Raw genomic sequence first — 19,265 nt, 5'->3', positions numbered from 1 at the left:
GCCGTCACGGTTTTCCACCCTGCAACGCGCTGGCTTTATACTGCCGACGCCCCGCATTTGCGGGGCGTTGTCTTTTCCGCTGTAGAGGACTCTGCGTGGCCCATCCTGCCCAGCGCCGCTGGTACCCCATCGCCTTTGCCGTTGCCTTGCTGGTGCTGCTGCCGCTGAGCGTGCTGATGTTTAGCTGGCACGAGGTCGACCAGCAGATCTGGGCGCACCTGTGGCAAACCCAGTTGCCGCGCCTGCTCGGCAATACTCTGGTGCTGGTTCTCGGCGTTGGTATTGGCGTGACGCTGCTCGGCGTCAGCCTGGCCTGGCTTACCAGCCTCTGTGAATTCCCTGGCCGGCGCTGGCTGGACTGGGCGCTGATGCTGCCGTTTGCCATTCCCGCCTATGTGCTGGCGTTCGTGTTTGTCGGTCTGCTGGATTTCGCCGGCCCGCTGCAGACCCTGCTGCGCGAGTGGTTCGGCAGTGACGTGCGCTTTCCCCGGGTGCGCTCCACCGGCGGGGTGATCATCGTTCTGGTGCTGGTGTTCTACCCCTACGTCTACCTGCTCGCGCGCAATGCCTTTCTGGCCCAGGGCAAGGGCCTGATGGAAGCCGCGCGGGTACTTGGTCTGAGCCCCTGGCGGGCGTTCTGGCGCGTAGCCCTGCCAATGGCACGCCCGGCGATTGGCGCCGGCCTGGCCCTGGCGATCATGGAAACCCTGGCGGATTTCGGCGCGGTCTCAGTGTTCAACTTCGACACCTTTACCACGGCCATCTACAAGACCTGGTACAGCTTCTACAGCCTGACCAGCGCTACCCAGCTGGCCAGCCTGCTGCTGCTGGCGGTGATGCTGGTGCTCTATGGCGAGCGCCGCGCCCGTGGTGCGGTGCGCCCGGTAAATGAGCGGCCACGCGGCAAGGCGCTGTATCACCTCAAGGGTGGCCAGGCGCTGGCCGCCACCGCCTGGTGCGGCCTGGTATTCGCCTGCGGCTTTGTCATTCCGGTGCTGCAGCTGATTGTCTGGTTCTGGCAGCGCGGTCGTTTCGATCTGGATGAACGCTACAGCGCCTTGATCCTGCACACCTTGTATCTGGGCGCGATGGCGGCGCTGATCACCGTCAGCGTGGCCTTGCTGCTGGCGTTCTCTCGACGTTTGACCCCGACCCGTTTGATGCGCGGCACCGTCGGCGTGGCCAACCTCGGCTATGCCTTGCCAGGCTCGATGCTGGCGGTGGCGATCATGCTGGCGTTCAGTTATCTGGACCGCGAGCTGGTGATTCCGCTCTCCAGCTGGCTGGGCGGTGCGGGCAAGCCGGTGCTGCTTGGTAGCCTGTCGGCGTTACTGCTGGCCTATATGATCCGCTTTATGGCGGTGGCCTACGGCCCGTTGGAAAACAGCCTGGCGCGCATTCGCCCGTCCTTGCCGGAAGCCTCGCGCAGCCTCGGTGTCGGCGGCGTCGGATTGTTCTTCAAGGTCTATCTGCCGTTGCTGGTGCCGGGTGCGCTATCGGCGGCGCTGCTGGTGTTTGTCGATGTGCTCAAGGAAATGCCTGCCACCCTGCTGATGCGTCCCTTTGGTTGGGACACGCTGTCGGTAAGGGTGTTTGAAATGACCAGTGAAGGCGAGTGGGCGCGCGCCGCGCTGCCGGCCCTGACCCTGGTACTGGTGGGGCTGTTGCCGGTGATTCTGCTGATCCGCCGTTCGGCGCGTCGCCACGGCTAGCAAAGCCGGCCTGGAGCGACAGGCTGCCGCGTTGGGATGACCGCCCCCGGTGTTGCGGCTACAATGCGCGCCATTCGCAGCGGCCGATCATTTTGATAGCCCGTGCCAGTGCCCGATTTTGTGGGCTCAGCCGGGTTGCCGCTGCACTGCCCAGCCCGCAAGGAGACACTTATGGGACAGCGCACACCTCTCTACGACCTGCACCTAGCCCTGGGTGCCAAGATGGTCGACTTCGGCGGTTGGGACATGCCGTTGCACTATGGCTCGCAGGTCGAGGAGCACCATCAGGTGCGTCGCGACTGCGGCGTGTTCGATGTGTCGCACATGACCGTGGTGGATGTCAGCGGCAGTCAGGCTAAGGCCTATCTGCAACACTTGCTGGCCAACGACATCGAGCGCCTGCAAAGCATCGGTAAAGCGCTTTACAGCGGCATGCTCAACGAGCAGGGCGGGGTGGTGGATGATCTGATCGTCTACCTCACCGACTTTGGTTACCGCGTGGTGGTGAATGCCTCGACCCGCGACAAGGACCTGGCCTGGATGCACCTGCAGAGCGTCGACTTTGACGTGCAGCTGCAAGAACGCGCCGAGCTGGCGATGCTGGCCATTCAAGGCCCGCATGCGCGCAGCAAGACCGCCGAACTGGTCAGCCAATCGCGCGCCAACCTGATTCAGAGCCTCAAGCCGTTCGAAGGCCAGCCCGATGGCGAGTGGTTTATCGCCCGCACCGGTTATACCGGCGAAGACGGCCTGGAAATCATGCTGCCGGCCAGCGAAGTGGTGGCCTTCCTTAATGAGCTGGTGGGTGCCGGGATTTCCCCGATCGGCCTCGGGGCGCGCGATACCCTGCGCCTGGAAGCCGGGATGAACCTGTACGGTCAGGACATGGACGAAAGCGTTACCCCGCTGGCGGCCAATATGGCCTGGACCATCGCCTGGGAGCCGGCCAGCCGTGGCTTCGTTGGCCGTGCTGCACTGCAGAAGCAAAAGGCTGAAGGCGTCGGCTCCAAGCTGGTTGGCCTGGTGCTGGAAGAGCGCGGCGTACTGCGCGCGCACCAAGTGGTGCGGGTTGCAGGGGTGGGTGAAGGTGAGATCACCAGCGGCAGCTTCTCGCCGACCCTGGGTAAATCCATCGCTCTGGCCCGCGTGCCGGCGGCGACCAGTGAGCGTGCCGAGGTAGAGATTCGCGGCAAGTGGTACCCCGTGCGGGTGGTCAAGCCGACGTTTGTGCGTAACGGCAAGGCCCTGATCTGAGTTTTGATTTGGCCATGGATGGTCGAGAGCGCCCGTTTTGGAGCGGCTCGCTAGGTTTTTAAAGACTTTCTTTCGGTATGGCCAAGGCCTGCTAAATTTCCATGACGGCGTGGTCGCCGTCATGTCAGATGAGGAACGACACATGAGCAATATCCCCGCCGATCTGCGTTACGCCGCCAGCCACGAGTGGGCGCGCCTGGAAGCCGATGGCAGCGTTACCGTAGGCATTTCCGATCACGCGCAGGAAGCCCTGGGTGATGTCGTGTTCATCGAGCTGCCGGAAGTCGGCAAGACCCTGAATGCCGGCCAGGAAGCTGGGGTGGTGGAATCGGTCAAGGCCGCATCCGACATCTATGCACCGGTGTCCGGTGAAGTGATCGCGATCAACGACGGCCTGGCCGACAGCCCGGAAAGCGTTAACAGCGATCCGTACGGCAGCTGGTTCTTCAAGCTCAAGCCAAGTGATGCCAGCGAGCTGAACAAGCTGCTCGACGCGGCCGCCTACAAGGCCACCGCTGACAGCGACGCTTAAGTCTTTCGCTTAGCTGCACACAAAGCCCCGCCTTGCGGGGCTTTGTTGTTTCTGCGCCTTTACCTGTCTCGCGGAATGTCCTGTTCCGTTCTGGCACGACCGTTCGTCAAATCGTGCGTTTTGCCAGATCAGAAACTTTGCGCGGCTAAGCCCCCTGTCTAATCTGTTGATTCATGTCACAAGATGTTTCCTCGCTGGGTTCATAGTGGGCGGCATGTTGTGGCCGCGCACTTCAGTTGTTGTGCACAGGAACCTGCATTTTTTGGTGATTTTCCAAGATGCGCTAAGGGTAGTGCGACTGCGTTTCCGCTAAAGGATGATGGAGGCAGTTTGATGATTGGACGAACCAACAAACCCATGAAGATGCGCGTGCTGATGGTCGATGATGACCTCGGCAGTCCCGGCAGCATGCGTGGGCGAGTGCTTAACGAACTGGTGGATGAATTTGCCGGGCGCAATGCCGAACTGATCCAGGCCACTTCCTATGAGGACGGTCTGGCCGCGGTGATGTCCGATGCGGCACTGCATTGCATCTGCGTCGATTGGACCCTGGGCAAGAACGACGACAGCTCCCACGCCCAAGCTCTGGAGTTGTTGCGCAGCATTCGCCAGCGCAACGAAAACGTCCCGGTATTCCTGATGGCCGACCGTAATGCCAAGCGCAGCATTACGGTGGAAGCCATGGAGCTGGCCGATGAATTTGTCTGGATGCTGGAAGACACTGCGCCCTTTATTGCCGGGCGGGTGCTTGCGGCAGTTGAGCGCTACCTGCAGCAGTTGTTGCCACCTTTTACCGATGCGCTGCTGCGCTACAGCATGAAGGACGAGCACTCCTGGGCTGCGCCGGGGCACCAGGGCGGCATTGCCTTTACCAAGTCGCCGGTGGGCCGGGTGTTTTTCGATTTCTTCGGCGAAAACCTGTTTCGTACAGACAGCGGTATCGAACGCGGCAACCTCGGCTCGGTACTCGACCATAGCGGCCCGGTCGGTGATTCCGAGGCCTATGTGGCGCGGATCTTCGGCTCTCACGTGACCTACTCGGTGCTCAATGGCACCTCCGGTTCTAATCGCGCGATCTTTATGGCCTGCGTCGGCGAGAACCAGTTTGCTCTGTGCGACCGCAACTGCCACAAGTCCATCGAGCAGGGCCTGGTGCTGAGCGGCGGCCTGCCGGTTTATATGACGCCAACGCGCAACCGCTACGGCATTATCGGCCCGCTACTGCCGAGTCAGTTCGATCCGCAGCGGGTCGCGGCAGCGATCGCCAACCACCCGCTGAAGGCTCAGGCCAAGGGCAACAAGGCGGTTTACGCTGTCGTCACCAACTGCACCTATGACGGCATGTGCCTGCATGCGGAACGTGCCGAGGGCCTGCTGGCACAGAACAGCGATCGCATTCACTTCGATGAGGCCTGGTACGGCTACGCGCGCTTCAATCCGTTTTACCAGGGCCGTTTCGCCATGCGCGGCGACCCGTCCAGCCACAAGGCCGACGCGCCCACGGTGTTCGCCACCCACTCGACCCACAAGCTGCTGGCGGCGCTGTCGCAGTCCTCGTTTATCCATATCCGTAACGGCCGTAACCCGATTGAGCACAGCCGCTTCAACGAGTCTTTTGTGATTCAGGCGAGTACCTCGCCGCTGTATTCGCTGTTCGCGTCCAACGAGATGGGCGCGGCGATGATGGACGGCAAGGGTGGCTACAACCTGACCCAGGATTCGATCCGCGAGGCGGTGGATTTCCGTCAGGCCCTGGCGCGTACCCACCGTGAATTTGCCAGCCGTGGTGACTGGTTCTTCCAGCCGTGGAACGCGCCCCAGGTTAAGGATGGCAAAACCGGCAAGCAGGTCGACTTCGCCGATGCCGATGCCGAACAACTGGCCAGCGACCCCAGCTGTTGGGAGCTGGAGCCAGGTGCCGAATGGCACGGTTTTGCTGGTCTGGAGAAGGGCTGGTGCATGCTTGATCCGATCAAGGTCGGCATCATGGTGCCGGGCATGGGCGCCGACGGCCATCTCCTGGCGCAGGGCATCCCCGCGCCAATCCTCGGTGCCTTTCTCTACCGCAACAACATCGTGCCGTCGCGTATCACCGACTTTATGGTGCTGTGCCTGTTCAGCATCGGCGTGACCAAGGGCAAGTGGGGCACGCTGATCAATGTGCTGCTGGCCTTCAAGCGCCACTACGACAGCAATGCACCGCTGGAGCGGGTGCTGCCCGATCTGCTCGCCAATGCCCCCGAGCGTTATCGCGGCATGGGCCTGCGCGATTTGAGCACGCAGATGTTCGAGTACATGCGCAGCCGCCGCATGGACGCTCTGCAGGCCGAGGCCTTCGGCAACCTGCCGCTGATCGAGAAACCTCCGCGTGCGGCCTTCCAGGCGTTGCAGGCCGGCGAGGTGGAGCTGTTGCCGCTTAAACAGGCGGCGGGCCGGGTTACCGGGGTCGGCATCATGCCCTATCCGCCGGGCATCCCGATTGTCATGCCCGGCGAGAACCTGGGGCCACTGGATGGCCCGTGGATCAGCTATATCAGGGCCTTGCAGGACTGGGGCAACAACTTCCCTGGCTTTGAGAAGGAGGTGGAGGGCACCGTGCACAAGGACGGCGACTACCACTTCTGGTGCCTCAAGCCCTAAGGATTGGCTTGCCGACGGGGTTAGCCCTGCTTGGCAAGCGTCCGGCCGATTTATGACAAGGAGTTAATCTATGAGTTACTCGAAAGTGCCGTTGCCCGCCGCCATGGCCAAGCGCTACCCCGTGCTGACCGTGATCAATACTCAGGAAAACCCGGACAGTATCGTTTTGCGCAGCGCCGAGGCTGTCGGCCAGGCTTTGCAGCAGCATGGGCTGGAGATTCAGCGCGTCAGTTCACTGGATGATGCCGAAATTGCCTTCCGCGCCGATCCGTCTTATTGCTGTGTGATCCTTGGGTGGGGGCTGTGCGAGGAGAATCTGGCGCTGGCGTTGAACCTGCTCCAGTTGATCCGCCGCCGCACGGCGCAGCTGCCGATCCTGTTGGGCATGAGCCATTTACACCAGAGTCGGGTACCGCTGGAGTTCGTCGAAAATATCGACGGTTTTATCTGGCAGCCGGAAGACAGCCCCGAATTTATCGCCGGGCGCATCGAAGCTGCCGCTCGGCGTTACCTGGACAGCATTATGCCGCCGTTCTTTGGCGCCCTGGTCAACTTCGCCGACACCCACGAATACTCCTGGCACACGCCTGGCCATACGGGCGGCACCGCCTTTATGAAAACCGCAGTGGGGCGCAGCTTTGTCGATTTTTATGGCGAGCAGATGCTGCGTTCCGACCTCAGCGTATCGGTCGATCAACTGGGCTCGCTGAATGACCATTCCGGGCCCATTGGCGAGGCGGAAAAGTACGCTGCGCGGGTATTTGGTGCCGATTACACCTTCTTCTCGGTGGGTGGCAGCTCGGCCAGTAACGAGATCGTTCTGCATTCAGCGGTAATCGATGGCGACTCCGTGCTGGTCGACCGCAATTGCCATAAATCGCTTAACTACGCGCTGAACATGTCGGGTGCCGCGCCGCTGTATCTGCGTCCTCGACGCAACGCCCGCGGCCTGATTGGTCCCGTGCCGAAAAGTGAGCTGACGCCAGAAGCAGTGGCGCAGAAACTCGCCGACAGCCCGCTGGCCAAGAACAAATCGGCCAAGCCGGCACTGGCGGTGCTCACCAACTCGACCTACGACGGCCTCTGCTACAACGTGCAGACCACCACGCGGGTGCTGAGCCAGAGTGTTGATCGCATTCACTACGACGAAGCCTGGTATGCCTACGCGCGCTTCAATCCGCTGTATGAAGGGCGCTACGGCATGCACCGCGGCGAGCGGCATGCCGACGACGCCACGGTGACCGTCACTCACTCCACCCACAAGTTGCTGGCGGCGCTGTCGCAGGCGTCGATGATTCATATCCGCTCGGGCAAGGTGCCGGTCAAGCCGGAGCTGTTCAATGAAGCCTTCATGATGCACACCTCGACCTCGCCGCAGTACAGCATCATCGCCTCCACTGATGTGTCGGCGAAGATGATGGATGACGCGGGCGAGTACCTCACCGATGAGTCCATCAGCGAAGCCATCGCCTTCCGTCAGGCCATGGTTCGCCTCGGCAACGAGATACGCCAGCGTAATTCGCAGGACTGGTGGTTTGGCGTGTGGCAGCCGGACGAGGTCAACGGTGTGCCCTTTGCCGACCTCGACCCGAAGGTGCTGCAGCATGGCGACGCTTGGGTTCTCAAACCGACCGCCAGCTGGCACGGTTTCGGCGATCTGGGCAGCGACTACTGCATGCTCGACCCGATCAAGGTCACCGTGCTGACGCCGGGGCAGACCCTGGAAGGCCAGATGGAGAGCAGTGGCATTCCGGCCCCGCTGGTGTCGTCGTTCCTCGCCAGCCGCGGCATCGTGGTGGAGAAGACCGAGCCCTATTCCATCCTGCTGCTGTTCAGCCTGGGAGTGACCAAGGGCAAGTGGGGCTCGCTGGTCGCCGGCTTGATGGAGTTCAAGAAGTATTACGACAGCAACGCTTCGTTGGAGCTGGTGATGCCCGACCTGGTAGCCAGCTACGGTGAGCGTTACGCCGGCATGGGCATCAAGGACCTGGCCGAGGTGATGCACAAGGACATGCTCAGCTCGAAGCTGCTACAGAACATGGATGCTGCCTTTACCGTTTTGCCGGATCAGGCCGCTTCGCCACGGGACACCTTCGCCCGCCTGGTCAAAGGCGAGATCGAACAGATCCCGGTGCGCGACATGCAGGACCGCACGGTGGCCGTTCAGGTGGTGCCCTATCCGCCGGGTATCCCGTTGATGATGCCGGGCGAGAAGGCTGGCGCTGACAAGCGGGCCATCATTGATTATCTGCTGGCGATGGAAGTGTTCGACAACCGTTTCCCAGGCTTCGGACACCACAACCATGGCGTTGAAAATCAACACGATGCAGCCGGCAATCTCACCTACATGGTGTATGTGGTCAAACAGTAACGCTTAGCCAGCCCCTGCTCTGCGGCAGGTTGCCTGCCGTCAGACCAAGGTAATGGTTTAAACCGCGCAAGGAGAGGTCGATGGCTGAGTCAAGCAAGAAGATGAGCCTGATGGGGCTCACTACTCTGGTGTCGGTCAATATGATGGGCTCCGGCATCATCATGTTGCCGGCGAACATGGCCCAGTTGGGGGCCGTATCCCTGCTGTCATGGATCATCACCGCAGTCGGCTCCATGGCCATCGCCTACTGCTTTGCGCAATGCGGCATCTATGGCCCGCGCACGGGCGGGATGTCGGCCTATACCGAGGAGGCGCATGGCAAGTCGGCGTTCTTCCTCTGTTCGTTCCTCTATTTTCTCTCGCTGGCGATCGGCAACGTGGCCATCGGCATTTCGGCGGTGGGTTATCTGACGCCATTCTTCCCCTGGCTGGGTAGTGGCGCGATTCCGCTGTTTGTCGGCACGGTCGGGTTGCTGTGGCTGACTACTGTCGCCAACTTCGGTGGCCCGAGCATCACCGGCAAGATTGGCGCGATAACCGTCTGGGGGGTGATCATCCCGGTGGCGGGGCTTTGTGTGATCGGTTGGTTCTGGTTCGATCCGGCGGTGTTGAAGGATGCCTGGAACCCGCACAGCCTGAAGATCAGCGATGCCATCGCGCAGAGTATCCCGCTGACCCTGTGGGCCTTTCTCGGCATGGAGTCGGCGGCGCAGGCCTCCGATGCGGTGGAGGATCCCAAGCGCAATGTACCGCTGGCCTGTCTGTTCGGTACCCTCGGTGCGGCAGTGGTGTACGTGCTGTCGACCACAGTGATTCAGGGCATCGTGCCCAACGCCGAGCTGGCCAATTCCACTGCGCCGTTCGCCTTCGTCTACGCGCAGATGTTCAACCCCTTTATCGGCAACATCATCATGGCGTTGGCGGTTATGGCCTGTATCGGTTCGCTACTCGGCTGGCAGTTCACCTTGGCGCAGACGGCCAAGATGACTGCGGACCAGGGGCTGTTTCCGAGGCTGTTCAGCAAGGTCACGGCGATGAATGCGCCGGTTATCGGCATGATCGTCTGCGGCGTGCTGCAGACTCTGCTGGCGATGTCGACCATCTCGCCGAATGCCAGTGAGCAGTTCAGCAAGCTGGTCAACCTGGCGGTGGTGACCAACCTGATTCCCTATGTCACGGCGCTCTCCGGCCTGCTGGTCATCATGTACAAGGCCCAGGTCAGTCCGGCGATCTTCACCCGCAATGTGGTGGCTCTGATGGTGGCGATGCTCTATTCGTTCTACGCCCTCTACGCCTCCGGCAAAGACGCGGTGTTCGGCGCGATGATCGTGCTAGCCGTCGGTTACCTGCTCTACGGCTTTATCGCCAAGAACTTTGTCGATAAGCAGCCTGCGGCCGGTCGGGCCTAGGTGTGTCTTCAGGATTGCCAAGACATCTGAATGTGGGGAACAGGATATGAACGAACAACCACGCAAAACCCTAGGCCTGCTGCTCGCCGCTCTGCTCATGTTGTCACCCGTGCTGGCCAGCGCCAGCTCGATCACCCTTGAGCGGGTACGCGCCAGCAATAGCCTGACCCTCGGCTACCTGCCGGATATGGCGCCGTTCAGCAGCCAGCAAGGCGACAAGGCCGGCGGCTATGCCATCGACCTGTGCCTGAAGGTGGCCGCGCAGGTTAAAACCGAACTGGGCCTGGCCGATCTGCAAGTGCGCTATCAGCCACTTGAGGAGGCCGAGAGCATCAGTGCGGTCAGCTCCGGCAAGGTCGACATCCTCTGCACGCCAGCCCCGGAAACCCTCACCCTGCGCAAGCAGGTCAGCTTTTCGCTACCGATCTATACCGCCGGCCTGGCGGCGCTGGTGCGCGAGGATGCCAATGAAACCCTGCTCAGGGTGCTCAACGGCGAGGTGGCCCATAGTGGTCCAACCTGGCGTGCAACCATCAATCGCGGCCTGGCCAATCACACTTATGTGGTGACCAAGGGTGGTGCCACCGAGGCCTGGGTGCTCGACAAGATGCGTCTGTTGGGCGTGATCGCGACTCTGGTCACGGTCGACACCCATGAAGAGGGCGTGGAACTGGTGGCCGAGGGCAAGGCCGATGCCTTCTTCTCCGAGCGCATCCTGCTGCAGAACTACCTGGCGAAGAACAAAGAGGCCGGCGAGATGATGGTGCTGGAGCGCATCTTCGAGTTCGCCCCGGTAGCCATGGCTCTGGAGCGCAGCGATGAAGACTTCCGCTTGCTGGTGGATACGGCATTGAGCGAGGCGTACCGCTCCGGTGACCTGGAAAAGATCTACACTCAACACCTCGGGGCTCCCGGCGATTCGGTGAAGATGCTGTTCAAGGTCTACGCGCTGCCCCAGTAGCGGCCGCATTCGCGTTGGGTAAAAAGGCCGCCCATGGGCGGCCTTTTAATTGTTGAGTGTCTGGCTATGGCGCCTGGGCGCAGCGCTAGGCGAGCACTTCATCCATCTGCAGCAGCGGCTGGATATCGGTGAAGTTGGCGACATCACCGATGATGGTCGCGCCGTGCTGCGTCAGGGTCGCCTGAAACTCGCTAATCGAATTTATCCAGATAGTAGCCAGGCAAACGAACGCTGCAGGCGAGCCATCCGGTGCGCTAATGCCCTTGCGCACCTGGCTTTTCAGGCAGTTGTCGCCGAGCAGGCGGGTGACCATGGGCATGTGCTGTTCGAGGTAATAGCTGAAGTCGAAGCTGGCCCCCGCTGTTTGTGGGTAGGCGATGGACATGCAGTACATGATTGCTCTCCTGTGGTGTGTGGGCTCGGGTTGCCAACAACGGTTTGCCCTGACTTCCTGCCATCGCCAGTTTGGCAGCGGCTTAGTGGCCGCTTGCGGGTTTACAGCCCTGCGCGGGCAGGCTGTTTAACGCACGCTCAAGCAGAGCGTTGCTGCGTGGGCTGCTGAGGATGCTGGTGTGGGTTTCGTCGAGCAGGTACAGGCGTTCGGCCTCATCCTGGGCGGCGGCGCGCAGTTCGCTGGCCAGTGGCACCGTGCCGTCGTTGGGCTCGGGCAGCATGCGCGTGTTGCCGGCATAGCTGACCAGCAACCATTGGCGCATATGCGCCGGCAGTGGCGTGGTGAACAGGCTTTGCAGGTAACGGCTGCCCGGCGCCATATCGCGCCACACCGGAATATCCAACGGCACGTCGCGTACCCCGCTGGCCGCCGAGGGGTGGCCATCCCAGGGCGTCGACAGGGTAATAAACAGGCAGAGGCGCTGGTTATCGCCCTCGCTCAGCAGCTGCACGGCCCGCCGCGCGACCAGACCGCCCATGCTGTGGGCAAATACATGCAGGCGCTCTGGCGCGTGGCGCAGTTGCAGGTCACGGATGGCGACGCTGAGCATATAGGCGCTGTTGTTCAATGGCAGGCCGCTGGGGAAGTGGTAGAGCACCAACTGATAACGTTGCAGGTCGAGGCTGGCGGCCAGTTCCTGCCAGACGCGCGGTGAGGAGTTGATGCCGTGTACCAGGACGATTGGTTCCTTGTCCTCATCCCAGGGCGCGAGCAGGTACAGGCCATAGCCCAACTCGCGCATAAAGGTCAGCGGCTCCCAGGCACCCAGTCGCACATTTTTATCGTTGAAGCGCGCATCATCGAAACTCACGGGCTGCAGGTAGTTGCTCTGCATGCGCGGCTGTTCGTGGTAGAGCACTTCAAGGCTGAGATCCAGCGCAGGTGCTTGCTGCAGGTCATTGGTAGTGAGGCGTAGCGGGTTGAGCTGGCTCAGGCGCGCCCGCTCATCCGGCTCTGGCTGCACGCTCAGCGGTGCGCTTTGGGCATTGCTCAGCCAGTGACGGGGCTCGTCGTTATCCAGGATAAAGTTGCCGTTGCGATCATCGAAGCCCAGCAACTGGTAAGCGGCCGGCGCGGCTGTGAAGTAAAAGGTCTCGCCGGGAGCGGCGATACGGTAGGCGATCAGTTTGCTGTCCGCATCGAGCAGTGCGACCAGCGCGCTGCGCCCCGAGTCCGAGACCTGCAGCTGGCCGGCGATCAGCAGCAGCTCCTGGCGGGCCTGCTGCATCTCCTTATCCAGCTTGAGCAGGCTGCAGCCGCTGCTGAGCAGCAGCGCAGTGGCCAGTAACACACGCCATCCGATCATCCGGCCACCTCGCGGGCTTTAACTTGCTTGTTCGGCCTCAACTCGCAATAGCACGCCATCCTGACCGACTACGCGCACTGGCGTGCCGGCTGGCAGGTCGTTGCCGATTACCAGCCAGAGGCTGTCGCCGGCCTTGATCTTGCCGCGCCCGCCATTGATCGCTTCGTGCAGGACAAAGGTGCGACCGACGAATTCGCTGCCGCGCTGGTTCAGCCCTGGCTGGTCGGAAGGCTTGGCTGCACTACGCTGGCGCTGCCACCAGAACACTGCGGTGAGTATCGACAGCAGGCCAAACAGGATGAACTGCGCAGCCCACGGCAGCCCCGGAAAGATAAAGGTCAGCAGGCCGACGCTGGCGGCGGCCAGGCCGATCCACAGCAGATAGCCACCGGCACCGAACACTTCGAGGATCAGCAGCAGGGTGCCGAACGCCAGCCAGTTCCAGTACGACAGGTGCTGTAAAAAGTCCCACATGGTTTAACCCTTCTTCTCGCCGAAGGTGGCTTTGACAATTTCGCTGATGCCGCCCACTGCACCAATCACCTGGCTGGCTTCCAGCGGCATCAGGATGACCTTGCTGTTGTTGGCGCTGGCCAGTTGGCCGAGGGCTTCGATGTATTTCTGCGCAACGAAGTAGTTGACCGCCTGCACGTTACCCTGGGCAATGGCTTCGGAAACCATCCGCGTGGCTTCGGCTTCTGCCTGGGCGGCACGTTCGCGCGCTTCGGCTTCGAGGAAAGCGGCCTGGCGCTGGCCTTCGGCCTTGAGGATGTCGCCCTGCTTCTGCCCTTCGGCGGTGAGAATGGCCGCGGCGCGCAGGCCTTCGGCTTCGAGAATCTGTGCGCGCTTGATCCGTTCGGCTTTCATCTGCCCGGACATGGCGGCCATCAGGTCGGCGGGCGGGCTGATGTCCTTGATTTCGATGCGGGTGATCTTGATGCCCCAGGGTGCGGTGGCTTCATCGACGGTGCGCAGCAGCTTTTCGTTGATCGCATCGCGCTGACCGAGCATGGCGTCCAGTTCCATGGAACCGAGCACGGTACGGATATTGGTCATCACCAGGTTGCGGATGGCGTGCTCAAGGTTGTTCACCTCGTAAGCCGCCTGGGCCGAGTTGATGATCTGGAAAAAGCAGATGGCGTCGATCTGCACCGTGGCGTTATCGGCGGTGATCACTTCCTGTGGCGGAATATCCAGCACGTTTTCCATCACGTTGAGCTTGCGGCCGACCTTGTCCATCACCGGCACGATGATGTTCAGGCCCGGCTTGAGGGTGTTGGTGTAGCGACCGAAGCGCTCCACTGTCCACTCGAAGCCCTGCGGTACGACCTTGAAGCCCATAAAGACGATGGCGACGGCGAGGCCGACAAATAGAAAAATGACGCTGCCGATTTCCATGTGGTGTAGCTCCTTGGCGGTTTTTAGTCTGCGGATTAGCTGTTCAAGTATCTAAGCACAGTTGGCGTTGGCGCTGCTGTCGATGCCGTTGCAGAGTGCGCCGATCAACGGTCATGGGTGCCGATCAGTGCACGCTTGGCGCCAGGGCTTTGACCAGGCGCGCGTCGCGCGCGTAAATGTCCGGGTAATAGCGCAGGGCCCCGTCCTTGCTGGCCTCGACTGTCCAGTAGGCAATCAGCAGCGGCGCCGGATGTTGCAGGCGGTACTGCTGGGTTTCGCCGCTGGCGATGCGCGTTTGCACGCTGCTCAGCTCATCCGGGGTGAGCAGCCAGGCGAGCAGAGTGTCGACCGCCTCGACCCGTACGCAGCCCGAGCTAAATGCACGCGGGGCCTTGCTGAACAGCTGCTGGCTGGGCGTATCGTGCAGATAGACCGCAAATGGATTGTCGAAGCGCATGGCTACCCGGCCGAGCGGGTTATGGCTGCCGGCCGACTGCCGCAGACGGATCGCCCCGGGGCTATCCCAATCGATGCTGTGTGGGTCGAGCAGGTTGCCGTCGCGGTCGAGCACGCTCATCTGGTGGCGTTCCAGGTAGCTGATGTCGTCGCGAATGGCCGGCAGTTTGTCTTCGCGCAGAATGGTCGGCGGCACGGTCCAGGTCGGGTTGAGGGTAAGCCGCACAATGCTGGAGGCGAGCAGCGGTGTTTGCCGTTCGGCGCGGCCGACCTGGGTACGGGTGCGCCAAAGCAGCTGGTTATTGCGCCGCACCTGGATTTCGGCGGCTGCGACATTGATCAGCACTTCGGCATCGCGCATGGTGTCGGCCAGCCAGCGCAGGCGCTCAAGGTTGGCGCGCAGCTGCTCGCGGCGCATCTGTGGGCTGATATTCAGCTCGGTCAGGCTGGCGGGGCCGAGAATGCCATCCGGGTTAAGGCCGTGGTCGCGCTGAAAATGCTCCAGGGCGCTTTGTGTGGCCAGATCATACGTGCTGCCCAGTTCTTCTAACGGTACGGCCAGGTAGCCTTGGGCGATCAGGCGTGCGCGCAATTCTGGTAGTCGCGCATCCTTACCGCCGGGTTTGAGCTGTGGGCCGCTGGCGAGCGTCGTCCACTCCTGCAGCGGCTGCAGGCGCTGTTGCGCATAAACGCTGCGCAGTCGCTGGTATTGCACGGTGGCCGGTCGTGCGCTGGCAAAGGCCAGAGACGGCGTGTGCAGATGCAGTAGGGCCAGTGAGAGGGTCGCCAGTTGCGGGTCCGGGTTGGTTTGCCCTGGCGCCTGCCACAGCGGTTCCAGGCGCTGTTGCAGCAAACGGCCGCGACGCAGGTGCAGCAGGGCCTGCAGGTAGCTGTGGCTAGTCAGCAGTTCCGCGCAGTCGCGTTGCTCGACAAAACTTTCCGCAACCAGGCTGGGCAACGGATAGTCGCTTGGCTGCAGACCGTCATCGGCCAATTGCGCCAGCTGCTCGCGCAATTGCAGCAGCTGTTCGCCGCTCTGCCAGGCGGGTCGGCCGTCGCGTTGCGCATAAAAAGCCTGCAGCAGGCGCTGAGCATTCTCGTCTAGGCTTGTCGGTAATGCGCTGCAGTGCTGCGTCAATTGAGCCAGTAATGGGCGCAAATCGACGCTGGTGGCGAAGGGCGCATCGGTGGCGTTGGCGACCAATGGCAGGGTGAGCAGGGCAGCGCTCAGGTAGAGTGTGCGTTTTTTGAACAATCTACTGCTCCAGTCCTTGGCCGAAATGCGGGTTAGCCGCAGCCAGTATAGGCCTGTGGTGGTTCGATCTTGTGACAGGACGTCTGAAGGTACTAGAGGTATTTGCGCAATGTTTGGACGTCTTGGCAGGTTCTGCCTGATCGGATTTTGGCTTTCTTGCATGCCCTTGTCGGCGACGGCGACAGAGCAGGATGGCTTGCTCAGGGATCTGGCGCGGATTGCCCCCGGTCTTAATCAGCAGGCGCTGCAGCATGCGTTGGCGGCCATGCAGTGCGCGGTCAATCATGGCGCTGACCCTGCGCGCCGCCTGGCCGTAATAGATTATTCGCGGCCTTCTACCGAACGCCGTTTGTGGATCTTCGACCTGCAGCGCAAACGTTTGCTGCTACGCGATTTTGTCGCTCATGGGCGCAAATCCGGGGAGAACTTCGCCGAAGTGTTTTCCAATCGCCTGGGTAGCCATCAGTCCAGTTTGGGCCTGTTCCGTACGGCGGAAAGTTACCGTGGTAAGCATGGTTACTCCCTGCGCATGGATGGCCTGGAGCCTGGGCTGAATGATCTGGCCCGCGAGCGTGCCATCGTGATTCACGGTGCCGGCTATGTGAACCCGCGTTGGGCGCAGAAGCATGGCCGTATCGGCCGCAGTCTGGGTTGCCCGGCGGTGCGCCCGGAAGTGGCGCGGATGGTAGTCGATCAACTCAAGGGCGGGCAGTTTCTCTTCGCCTGGCATTCCAATCAGCGCTGGTTGAAAGCCTCCGCCTACCTGGATTGCAAGCCGCAGCGAGTGGCGAGCATCCTCGCCCGTCAGCAGCGTTTGCCTCGCAGCTGAAACTCGCGCTCTAAGGCTATTTCTGCTCGCTTTGCGGAGTGACCCGCAGCACTTCCTCGATAGTGGTCAGGCCAGCGGCGACCTTCTGCGCGCCGGACAGGCGCAGGCTGCGCATACCTTCCTTGAAGGCATGCCGGCGCAGCGCAACCAGGTCGGTGTCGGCGGTGATCAGCGGCTTCATCGCATCATTGATCAGCATGATTTCATACACCCCGGCGCGGCCGCGGTAACCGGTGTCGCGGCACTCCAGGCAACCGACGGCGCTGCAGGCCTGAGTTGGCAGCGGCGCACTCCAAGGTTTGGTCAGGCTCTGCCAGCCGTCTTCGTCCAGGGTCTGCGGCGCCTTGCAATGCGGACATAGGGTGCGCACCAGGCGCTGTGCCATCACGCCGAGCAGGGTGGACTTGAGCAGGTAGTGCGGCACGCCCAGCTCCAGCAAGCGGGTAATGGCGCTCGGCGCATCGTTGGTGTGCAGCGTCGAGAGCACTAGGTGGCCGGTGAGCGCCGCCTGAATCGCCATCTCGGCGGTTTCCAGGTCGCGGATTTCGCCGACCATGATGATGTCCGGGTCTTGGCGCATTAGTGCGCGCACGCCGCTGGCGAAGGTTAGGTCGATATTGCTTTGCACCTGCATCTGGTTGAAGGCCCCTTCGATCATCTCGATCGGATCTTCGATGGTGCAGAGATTTACTTCCGGCGTGGCCAGCTGTTTGAGCGTGGTGTACAGCGTTGTGGTCTTGCCCGAGCCGGTGGGACCGGTGACTAGGATGATACCGTTGGGCTGGCTGGTCATGCTCTTCCAGCGTTTCAGGTCATCGGCGGAGAAACCCAACTGGTCGAAGCTTTTCAGCAGCACTTCCGGGTCGAAAATCCGCATCACCATCTTTTCGCCAAAGGCGGTGGGCAGGGTCGACAGGCGCAGCTCCACCTCGCCGCCGTCCGGGGTCTTGGTCTTGACCCGGCCGTCCTGCGGTTTGCGCTTTTCTGCAACGTTCATCCGGCCCAGGCTTTTCAGGCGGCTGACGATGGCCATGGTCACCTGGGGCGGGAATTGGTAAACGGTGTGCAGCACGCCGTCGATGCGAAAACGCACGCTACCCTGCTCGCGACGTGGCTCGATATGAATATCACTGGCGCGCTGGGTGAAGGCGTACTGGAAGAGCCAGTCGACGATATTAACGATATGCGCGTCGTTGGCGTCGGGCTCTTGGTCCTGGGATCCTAGGTTGAGCAGCTGCTCGAAGTTGCCCATGCTGCTGATCTTAGTGTCGCCGGCCGAGGCACCGCTGACCGATTTGGCCAGGCGGTAGAACTCCACGGTAAAACGCTGGATATCCGCAGGGCTGGACACCACGCGTTTGATCGGGCGCTTGAGCACATGAATCAGGTTGGCTTCCCAGCTGTTTACCAGTGGCTGGCTGCTGGCAATGGTCACGCTGTCGTTGTCCACCGCCACAGCGAGAATCTTGTGGCGCTGGGCGAAGGCGTAGGACATCAGTGGGGTGATGGCGGCGACATTGATCTTCAGCGGGTCGATGCGCAGAAAGGGTTGCCCGCATTGTTCCGCCAGCCAGCTGGTCAACCCCTCCAGCTCAAGCTTTTTGCCTGGATTTTTCAGGTCATCAAGTTGTTGAGCAGCAAGAAACTCCAGCGGGTGCTGCTGGTTGTTCACCGCGCTGCGGCGGATTGCCAGGCATTGTTCGGCATTGTCCTGATTGGTCCGGCCCTGGGCGACCAGCTCACGCAACAGATCGCCGAGGTCGAGCTGACGATCATGGGCGGACGAGACGAATGCGGACATAAAACTCCCTGACGATCCTGAAAACTAAGCAATGCCGGTAGCATGACGCCTGGTATGCGGGCTGTCTGCCGACTTGATCCATTTTTGCACAGCCGCCAGCTTCTGCCGCCCAGACGTCAGGCGCGCTTGAGGGTTTTTACCCCTTCAGCGGTGCCGAGGAGCAGCAGATCGGCTGGGCGGGCAGCGAACAGGCCATTGGTGACCACACCGACGATGGCGTTGATCTGGCTTTCCAGCTCGGCCGGGTTGGTGATCGACAGGTTGAACACGTCAAGGATGATATTGCCGTTGTCGGTCACCACACCTTCGCGGTACACCGGATCGCCGCCAAGCTTGACCAACTGGCGGGCGACATGGCTGCGCGCCATCGGGATCACTTCCACCGGCAGTGGGAAGGCACCCAGTACCGGCACTAGCTTGCTGGCGTCGGCGATGCAGATAAAGGTCTGCGCCACGGCGGCGACAATTTTCTCGCGGGTCAGGGCTGCGCCGCCGCCCTTGATCAGGTTGAGGTGCTCGTCGCTCTCGTCGGCGCCGTCGACATAGAACTCCAGGTCGCTGACGGTGTTCAGCTCATACACCGGAATGCCATGGCCTTTGAGGCGTGCGGCGGTGGCTTCGGAACTGGCGACGGCGCCATCGAATTCCATCTTGTGCTTGGCCAGGGCGTCGATAAAGCAGTTGGCGGTGGAGCCGGTGCCGACTCCGATCACACTCTTGGCGTCGAGTTTGGGAAGAATAAAGTCGACAGCAGCCTGGGCGACGGCTTGCTTGAGTTGATCCTGGTTCATCATGGGGCCTGGCGTGGGAGTGAGGAAAGGCGCGAATTATAGCGCGGCTGGGCAGCCAGCGGACCTTCGGCCGGGAAAACCCCGTGCCTTGTATGG

The 19,265-nt window shown here is 61.7% G+C and carries 15 protein-coding genes; 8 read left to right on the top strand and 7 right to left on the bottom strand.

What is annotated here, in order from left to right; genetic code table 11:
- Window positions 1–95 precede the first annotated feature (95 nt).
- From ACQ4LH_RS06165 to ACQ4LH_RS06135, 7 genes are all read left to right on the top strand, one after another.
- Window positions 96–1,712, top strand: a complete 1,617-nt coding sequence (locus ACQ4LH_RS06165) for an ABC transporter permease (protein ID WP_430696407.1) — start codon at window positions 96–98, stop codon at window positions 1,710–1,712.
- Window positions 1,713–1,883: 171 nt separating this feature from the next.
- Window positions 1,884–2,966 carry a glycine cleavage system aminomethyltransferase GcvT gene (gene gcvT, locus ACQ4LH_RS06160; RefSeq protein ID WP_430696406.1) on the top strand — a complete coding sequence of 361 codons (1,083 nt, stop codon included), beginning with the start codon at window positions 1,884–1,886 and terminating at the stop codon, window positions 2,964–2,966.
- Between the two features lie 142 nt (window positions 2,967–3,108).
- Complete coding sequence (gcvH, locus tag ACQ4LH_RS06155; RefSeq protein WP_430696405.1) at window positions 3,109–3,498, top strand: glycine cleavage system protein GcvH; 390 nt, start codon at window positions 3,109–3,111, stop codon at window positions 3,496–3,498.
- A gap of 333 nt (window positions 3,499–3,831) precedes the next feature.
- Window positions 3,832–6,138, top strand: a complete 2,307-nt coding sequence (locus ACQ4LH_RS06150) for an Orn/Lys/Arg decarboxylase N-terminal domain-containing protein (RefSeq protein WP_430696404.1) — start codon at window positions 3,832–3,834, stop codon at window positions 6,136–6,138.
- Between the two features lie 70 nt (window positions 6,139–6,208).
- Complete coding sequence (locus ACQ4LH_RS06145) at window positions 6,209–8,509, top strand: Orn/Lys/Arg decarboxylase N-terminal domain-containing protein (protein ID WP_430696403.1); 2,301 nt, start codon at window positions 6,209–6,211, stop codon at window positions 8,507–8,509.
- Window positions 8,510–8,589: 80 nt separating this feature from the next.
- Entirely contained in the window at window positions 8,590–9,918 is a 1,329-nt protein-coding gene (gene potE, locus ACQ4LH_RS06140) for a putrescine-ornithine antiporter (protein WP_430696402.1), read from the top strand.
- A 46-nt stretch (window positions 9,919–9,964) separates the two neighbouring features.
- A complete protein-coding gene (locus ACQ4LH_RS06135) occupies window positions 9,965–10,879 on the top strand; it encodes an amino acid ABC transporter substrate-binding protein (protein ID WP_430696401.1) in 915 nt (304 codons plus the stop codon).
- A gap of 85 nt (window positions 10,880–10,964) precedes the next feature.
- On the opposite strand, the gene ACQ4LH_RS06130 is transcribed toward ACQ4LH_RS06135, so the two are convergent.
- The 5 genes from ACQ4LH_RS06130 to ACQ4LH_RS06110 form a co-directional block, all read right to left on the bottom strand.
- Window positions 10,965–11,273 (bottom strand): EthD family reductase, encoded by a 309-nt coding sequence (locus tag ACQ4LH_RS06130; RefSeq protein WP_430696400.1) that lies wholly within the window; start codon window positions 11,271–11,273, stop codon window positions 10,965–10,967.
- 82 nt (window positions 11,274–11,355) lie between these two features.
- Entirely contained in the window at window positions 11,356–12,639 is a 1,284-nt protein-coding gene (locus tag ACQ4LH_RS06125; protein ID WP_430696399.1) for a lipase family alpha/beta hydrolase, read from the bottom strand.
- Between the two features lie 18 nt (window positions 12,640–12,657).
- Window positions 12,658–13,113 carry an NfeD family protein gene (locus ACQ4LH_RS06120; protein ID WP_430696398.1) on the bottom strand — a complete coding sequence of 152 codons (456 nt, stop codon included), beginning with the start codon at window positions 13,111–13,113 and terminating at the stop codon, window positions 12,658–12,660.
- 3 nt (window positions 13,114–13,116) lie between these two features.
- Window positions 13,117–14,037, bottom strand: a complete 921-nt coding sequence (locus ACQ4LH_RS06115) for an SPFH domain-containing protein (protein ID WP_090250305.1) — start codon at window positions 14,035–14,037, stop codon at window positions 13,117–13,119.
- Window positions 14,038–14,161: 124 nt separating this feature from the next.
- Window positions 14,162–15,748, bottom strand: coding sequence for a L,D-transpeptidase family protein (locus ACQ4LH_RS06110; protein ID WP_430696397.1), 1,587 nt, complete (start codon window positions 15,746–15,748; stop codon window positions 14,162–14,164).
- A gap of 109 nt (window positions 15,749–15,857) precedes the next feature.
- Between ACQ4LH_RS06110 and ACQ4LH_RS06105 the strand changes: the two genes are divergently transcribed.
- Window positions 15,858–16,577 carry a murein L,D-transpeptidase catalytic domain family protein gene (locus tag ACQ4LH_RS06105; protein WP_430696396.1) on the top strand — a complete coding sequence of 240 codons (720 nt, stop codon included), beginning with the start codon at window positions 15,858–15,860 and terminating at the stop codon, window positions 16,575–16,577.
- 16 nt (window positions 16,578–16,593) lie between these two features.
- Here the strand turns inward: ACQ4LH_RS06105 and ACQ4LH_RS06100 are convergent, their stop codons facing one another.
- Both ACQ4LH_RS06100 and rpiA read right to left on the bottom strand, forming a co-directional pair.
- Entirely contained in the window at window positions 16,594–18,378 is a 1,785-nt protein-coding gene (locus tag ACQ4LH_RS06100; protein ID WP_430696395.1) for a GspE/PulE family protein, read from the bottom strand.
- Between the two features lie 116 nt (window positions 18,379–18,494).
- On the bottom strand, window positions 18,495–19,169 hold the full coding sequence (gene rpiA, locus ACQ4LH_RS06095; RefSeq protein WP_233683340.1) for a ribose-5-phosphate isomerase RpiA: 675 nt from the start codon (window positions 19,167–19,169) through the stop codon (window positions 18,495–18,497).
- Window positions 19,170–19,265 lie beyond the last annotated feature (96 nt).

Origin of the sequence: Pseudomonas peli, from assembly GCF_050563605.1 — a bacterium.
GTDB classification, from domain to species: domain Bacteria; phylum Pseudomonadota; class Gammaproteobacteria; order Pseudomonadales; family Pseudomonadaceae; genus Aquipseudomonas; species Aquipseudomonas peli_A.
This window is presented reverse-complemented; position numbering and strand designations above follow the sequence as displayed.

What these genes read in the sequence shown, in the direction of transcription:
- gcvT (WP_430696406.1), top strand. Translation starts at nt 1,884, where the DNA reads ATGGGACAGCGCACACCTCTCTACGACCTGCACCTAGCCCTGGGTGCC.
- gcvH (WP_430696405.1), top strand. Translation starts at nt 3,109, where the DNA reads ATGAGCAATATCCCCGCCGATCTGCGTTACGCCGCCAGCCACGAGTGG.
- ACQ4LH_RS06150 (WP_430696404.1), top strand. Translation starts at nt 3,832, where the DNA reads ATGATTGGACGAACCAACAAACCCATGAAGATGCGCGTGCTGATGGTC.
- ACQ4LH_RS06145 (WP_430696403.1), top strand. Translation starts at nt 6,209, where the DNA reads ATGAGTTACTCGAAAGTGCCGTTGCCCGCCGCCATGGCCAAGCGCTAC.
- potE (WP_430696402.1), top strand. Translation starts at nt 8,590, where the DNA reads ATGGCTGAGTCAAGCAAGAAGATGAGCCTGATGGGGCTCACTACTCTG.
- ACQ4LH_RS06135 (WP_430696401.1), top strand. Translation starts at nt 9,965, where the DNA reads ATGAACGAACAACCACGCAAAACCCTAGGCCTGCTGCTCGCCGCTCTG.
- ACQ4LH_RS06130 (WP_430696400.1), bottom strand. Translation starts at nt 11,273, where the DNA reads ATGTACTGCATGTCCATCGCCTACCCACAAACAGCGGGGGCCAGCTTC.
- ACQ4LH_RS06125 (WP_430696399.1), bottom strand. Translation starts at nt 12,639, where the DNA reads ATGATCGGATGGCGTGTGTTACTGGCCACTGCGCTGCTGCTCAGCAGC.
- ACQ4LH_RS06120 (WP_430696398.1), bottom strand. Translation starts at nt 13,113, where the DNA reads ATGTGGGACTTTTTACAGCACCTGTCGTACTGGAACTGGCTGGCGTTC.
- ACQ4LH_RS06115 (WP_090250305.1), bottom strand. Translation starts at nt 14,037, where the DNA reads ATGGAAATCGGCAGCGTCATTTTTCTATTTGTCGGCCTCGCCGTCGCC.
- ACQ4LH_RS06105 (WP_430696396.1), top strand. Translation starts at nt 15,858, where the DNA reads ATGTTTGGACGTCTTGGCAGGTTCTGCCTGATCGGATTTTGGCTTTCT.
- ACQ4LH_RS06100 (WP_430696395.1), bottom strand. Translation starts at nt 18,378, where the DNA reads ATGTCCGCATTCGTCTCGTCCGCCCATGATCGTCAGCTCGACCTCGGC.
- rpiA (WP_233683340.1), bottom strand. Translation starts at nt 19,169, where the DNA reads ATGAACCAGGATCAACTCAAGCAAGCCGTCGCCCAGGCTGCTGTCGAC.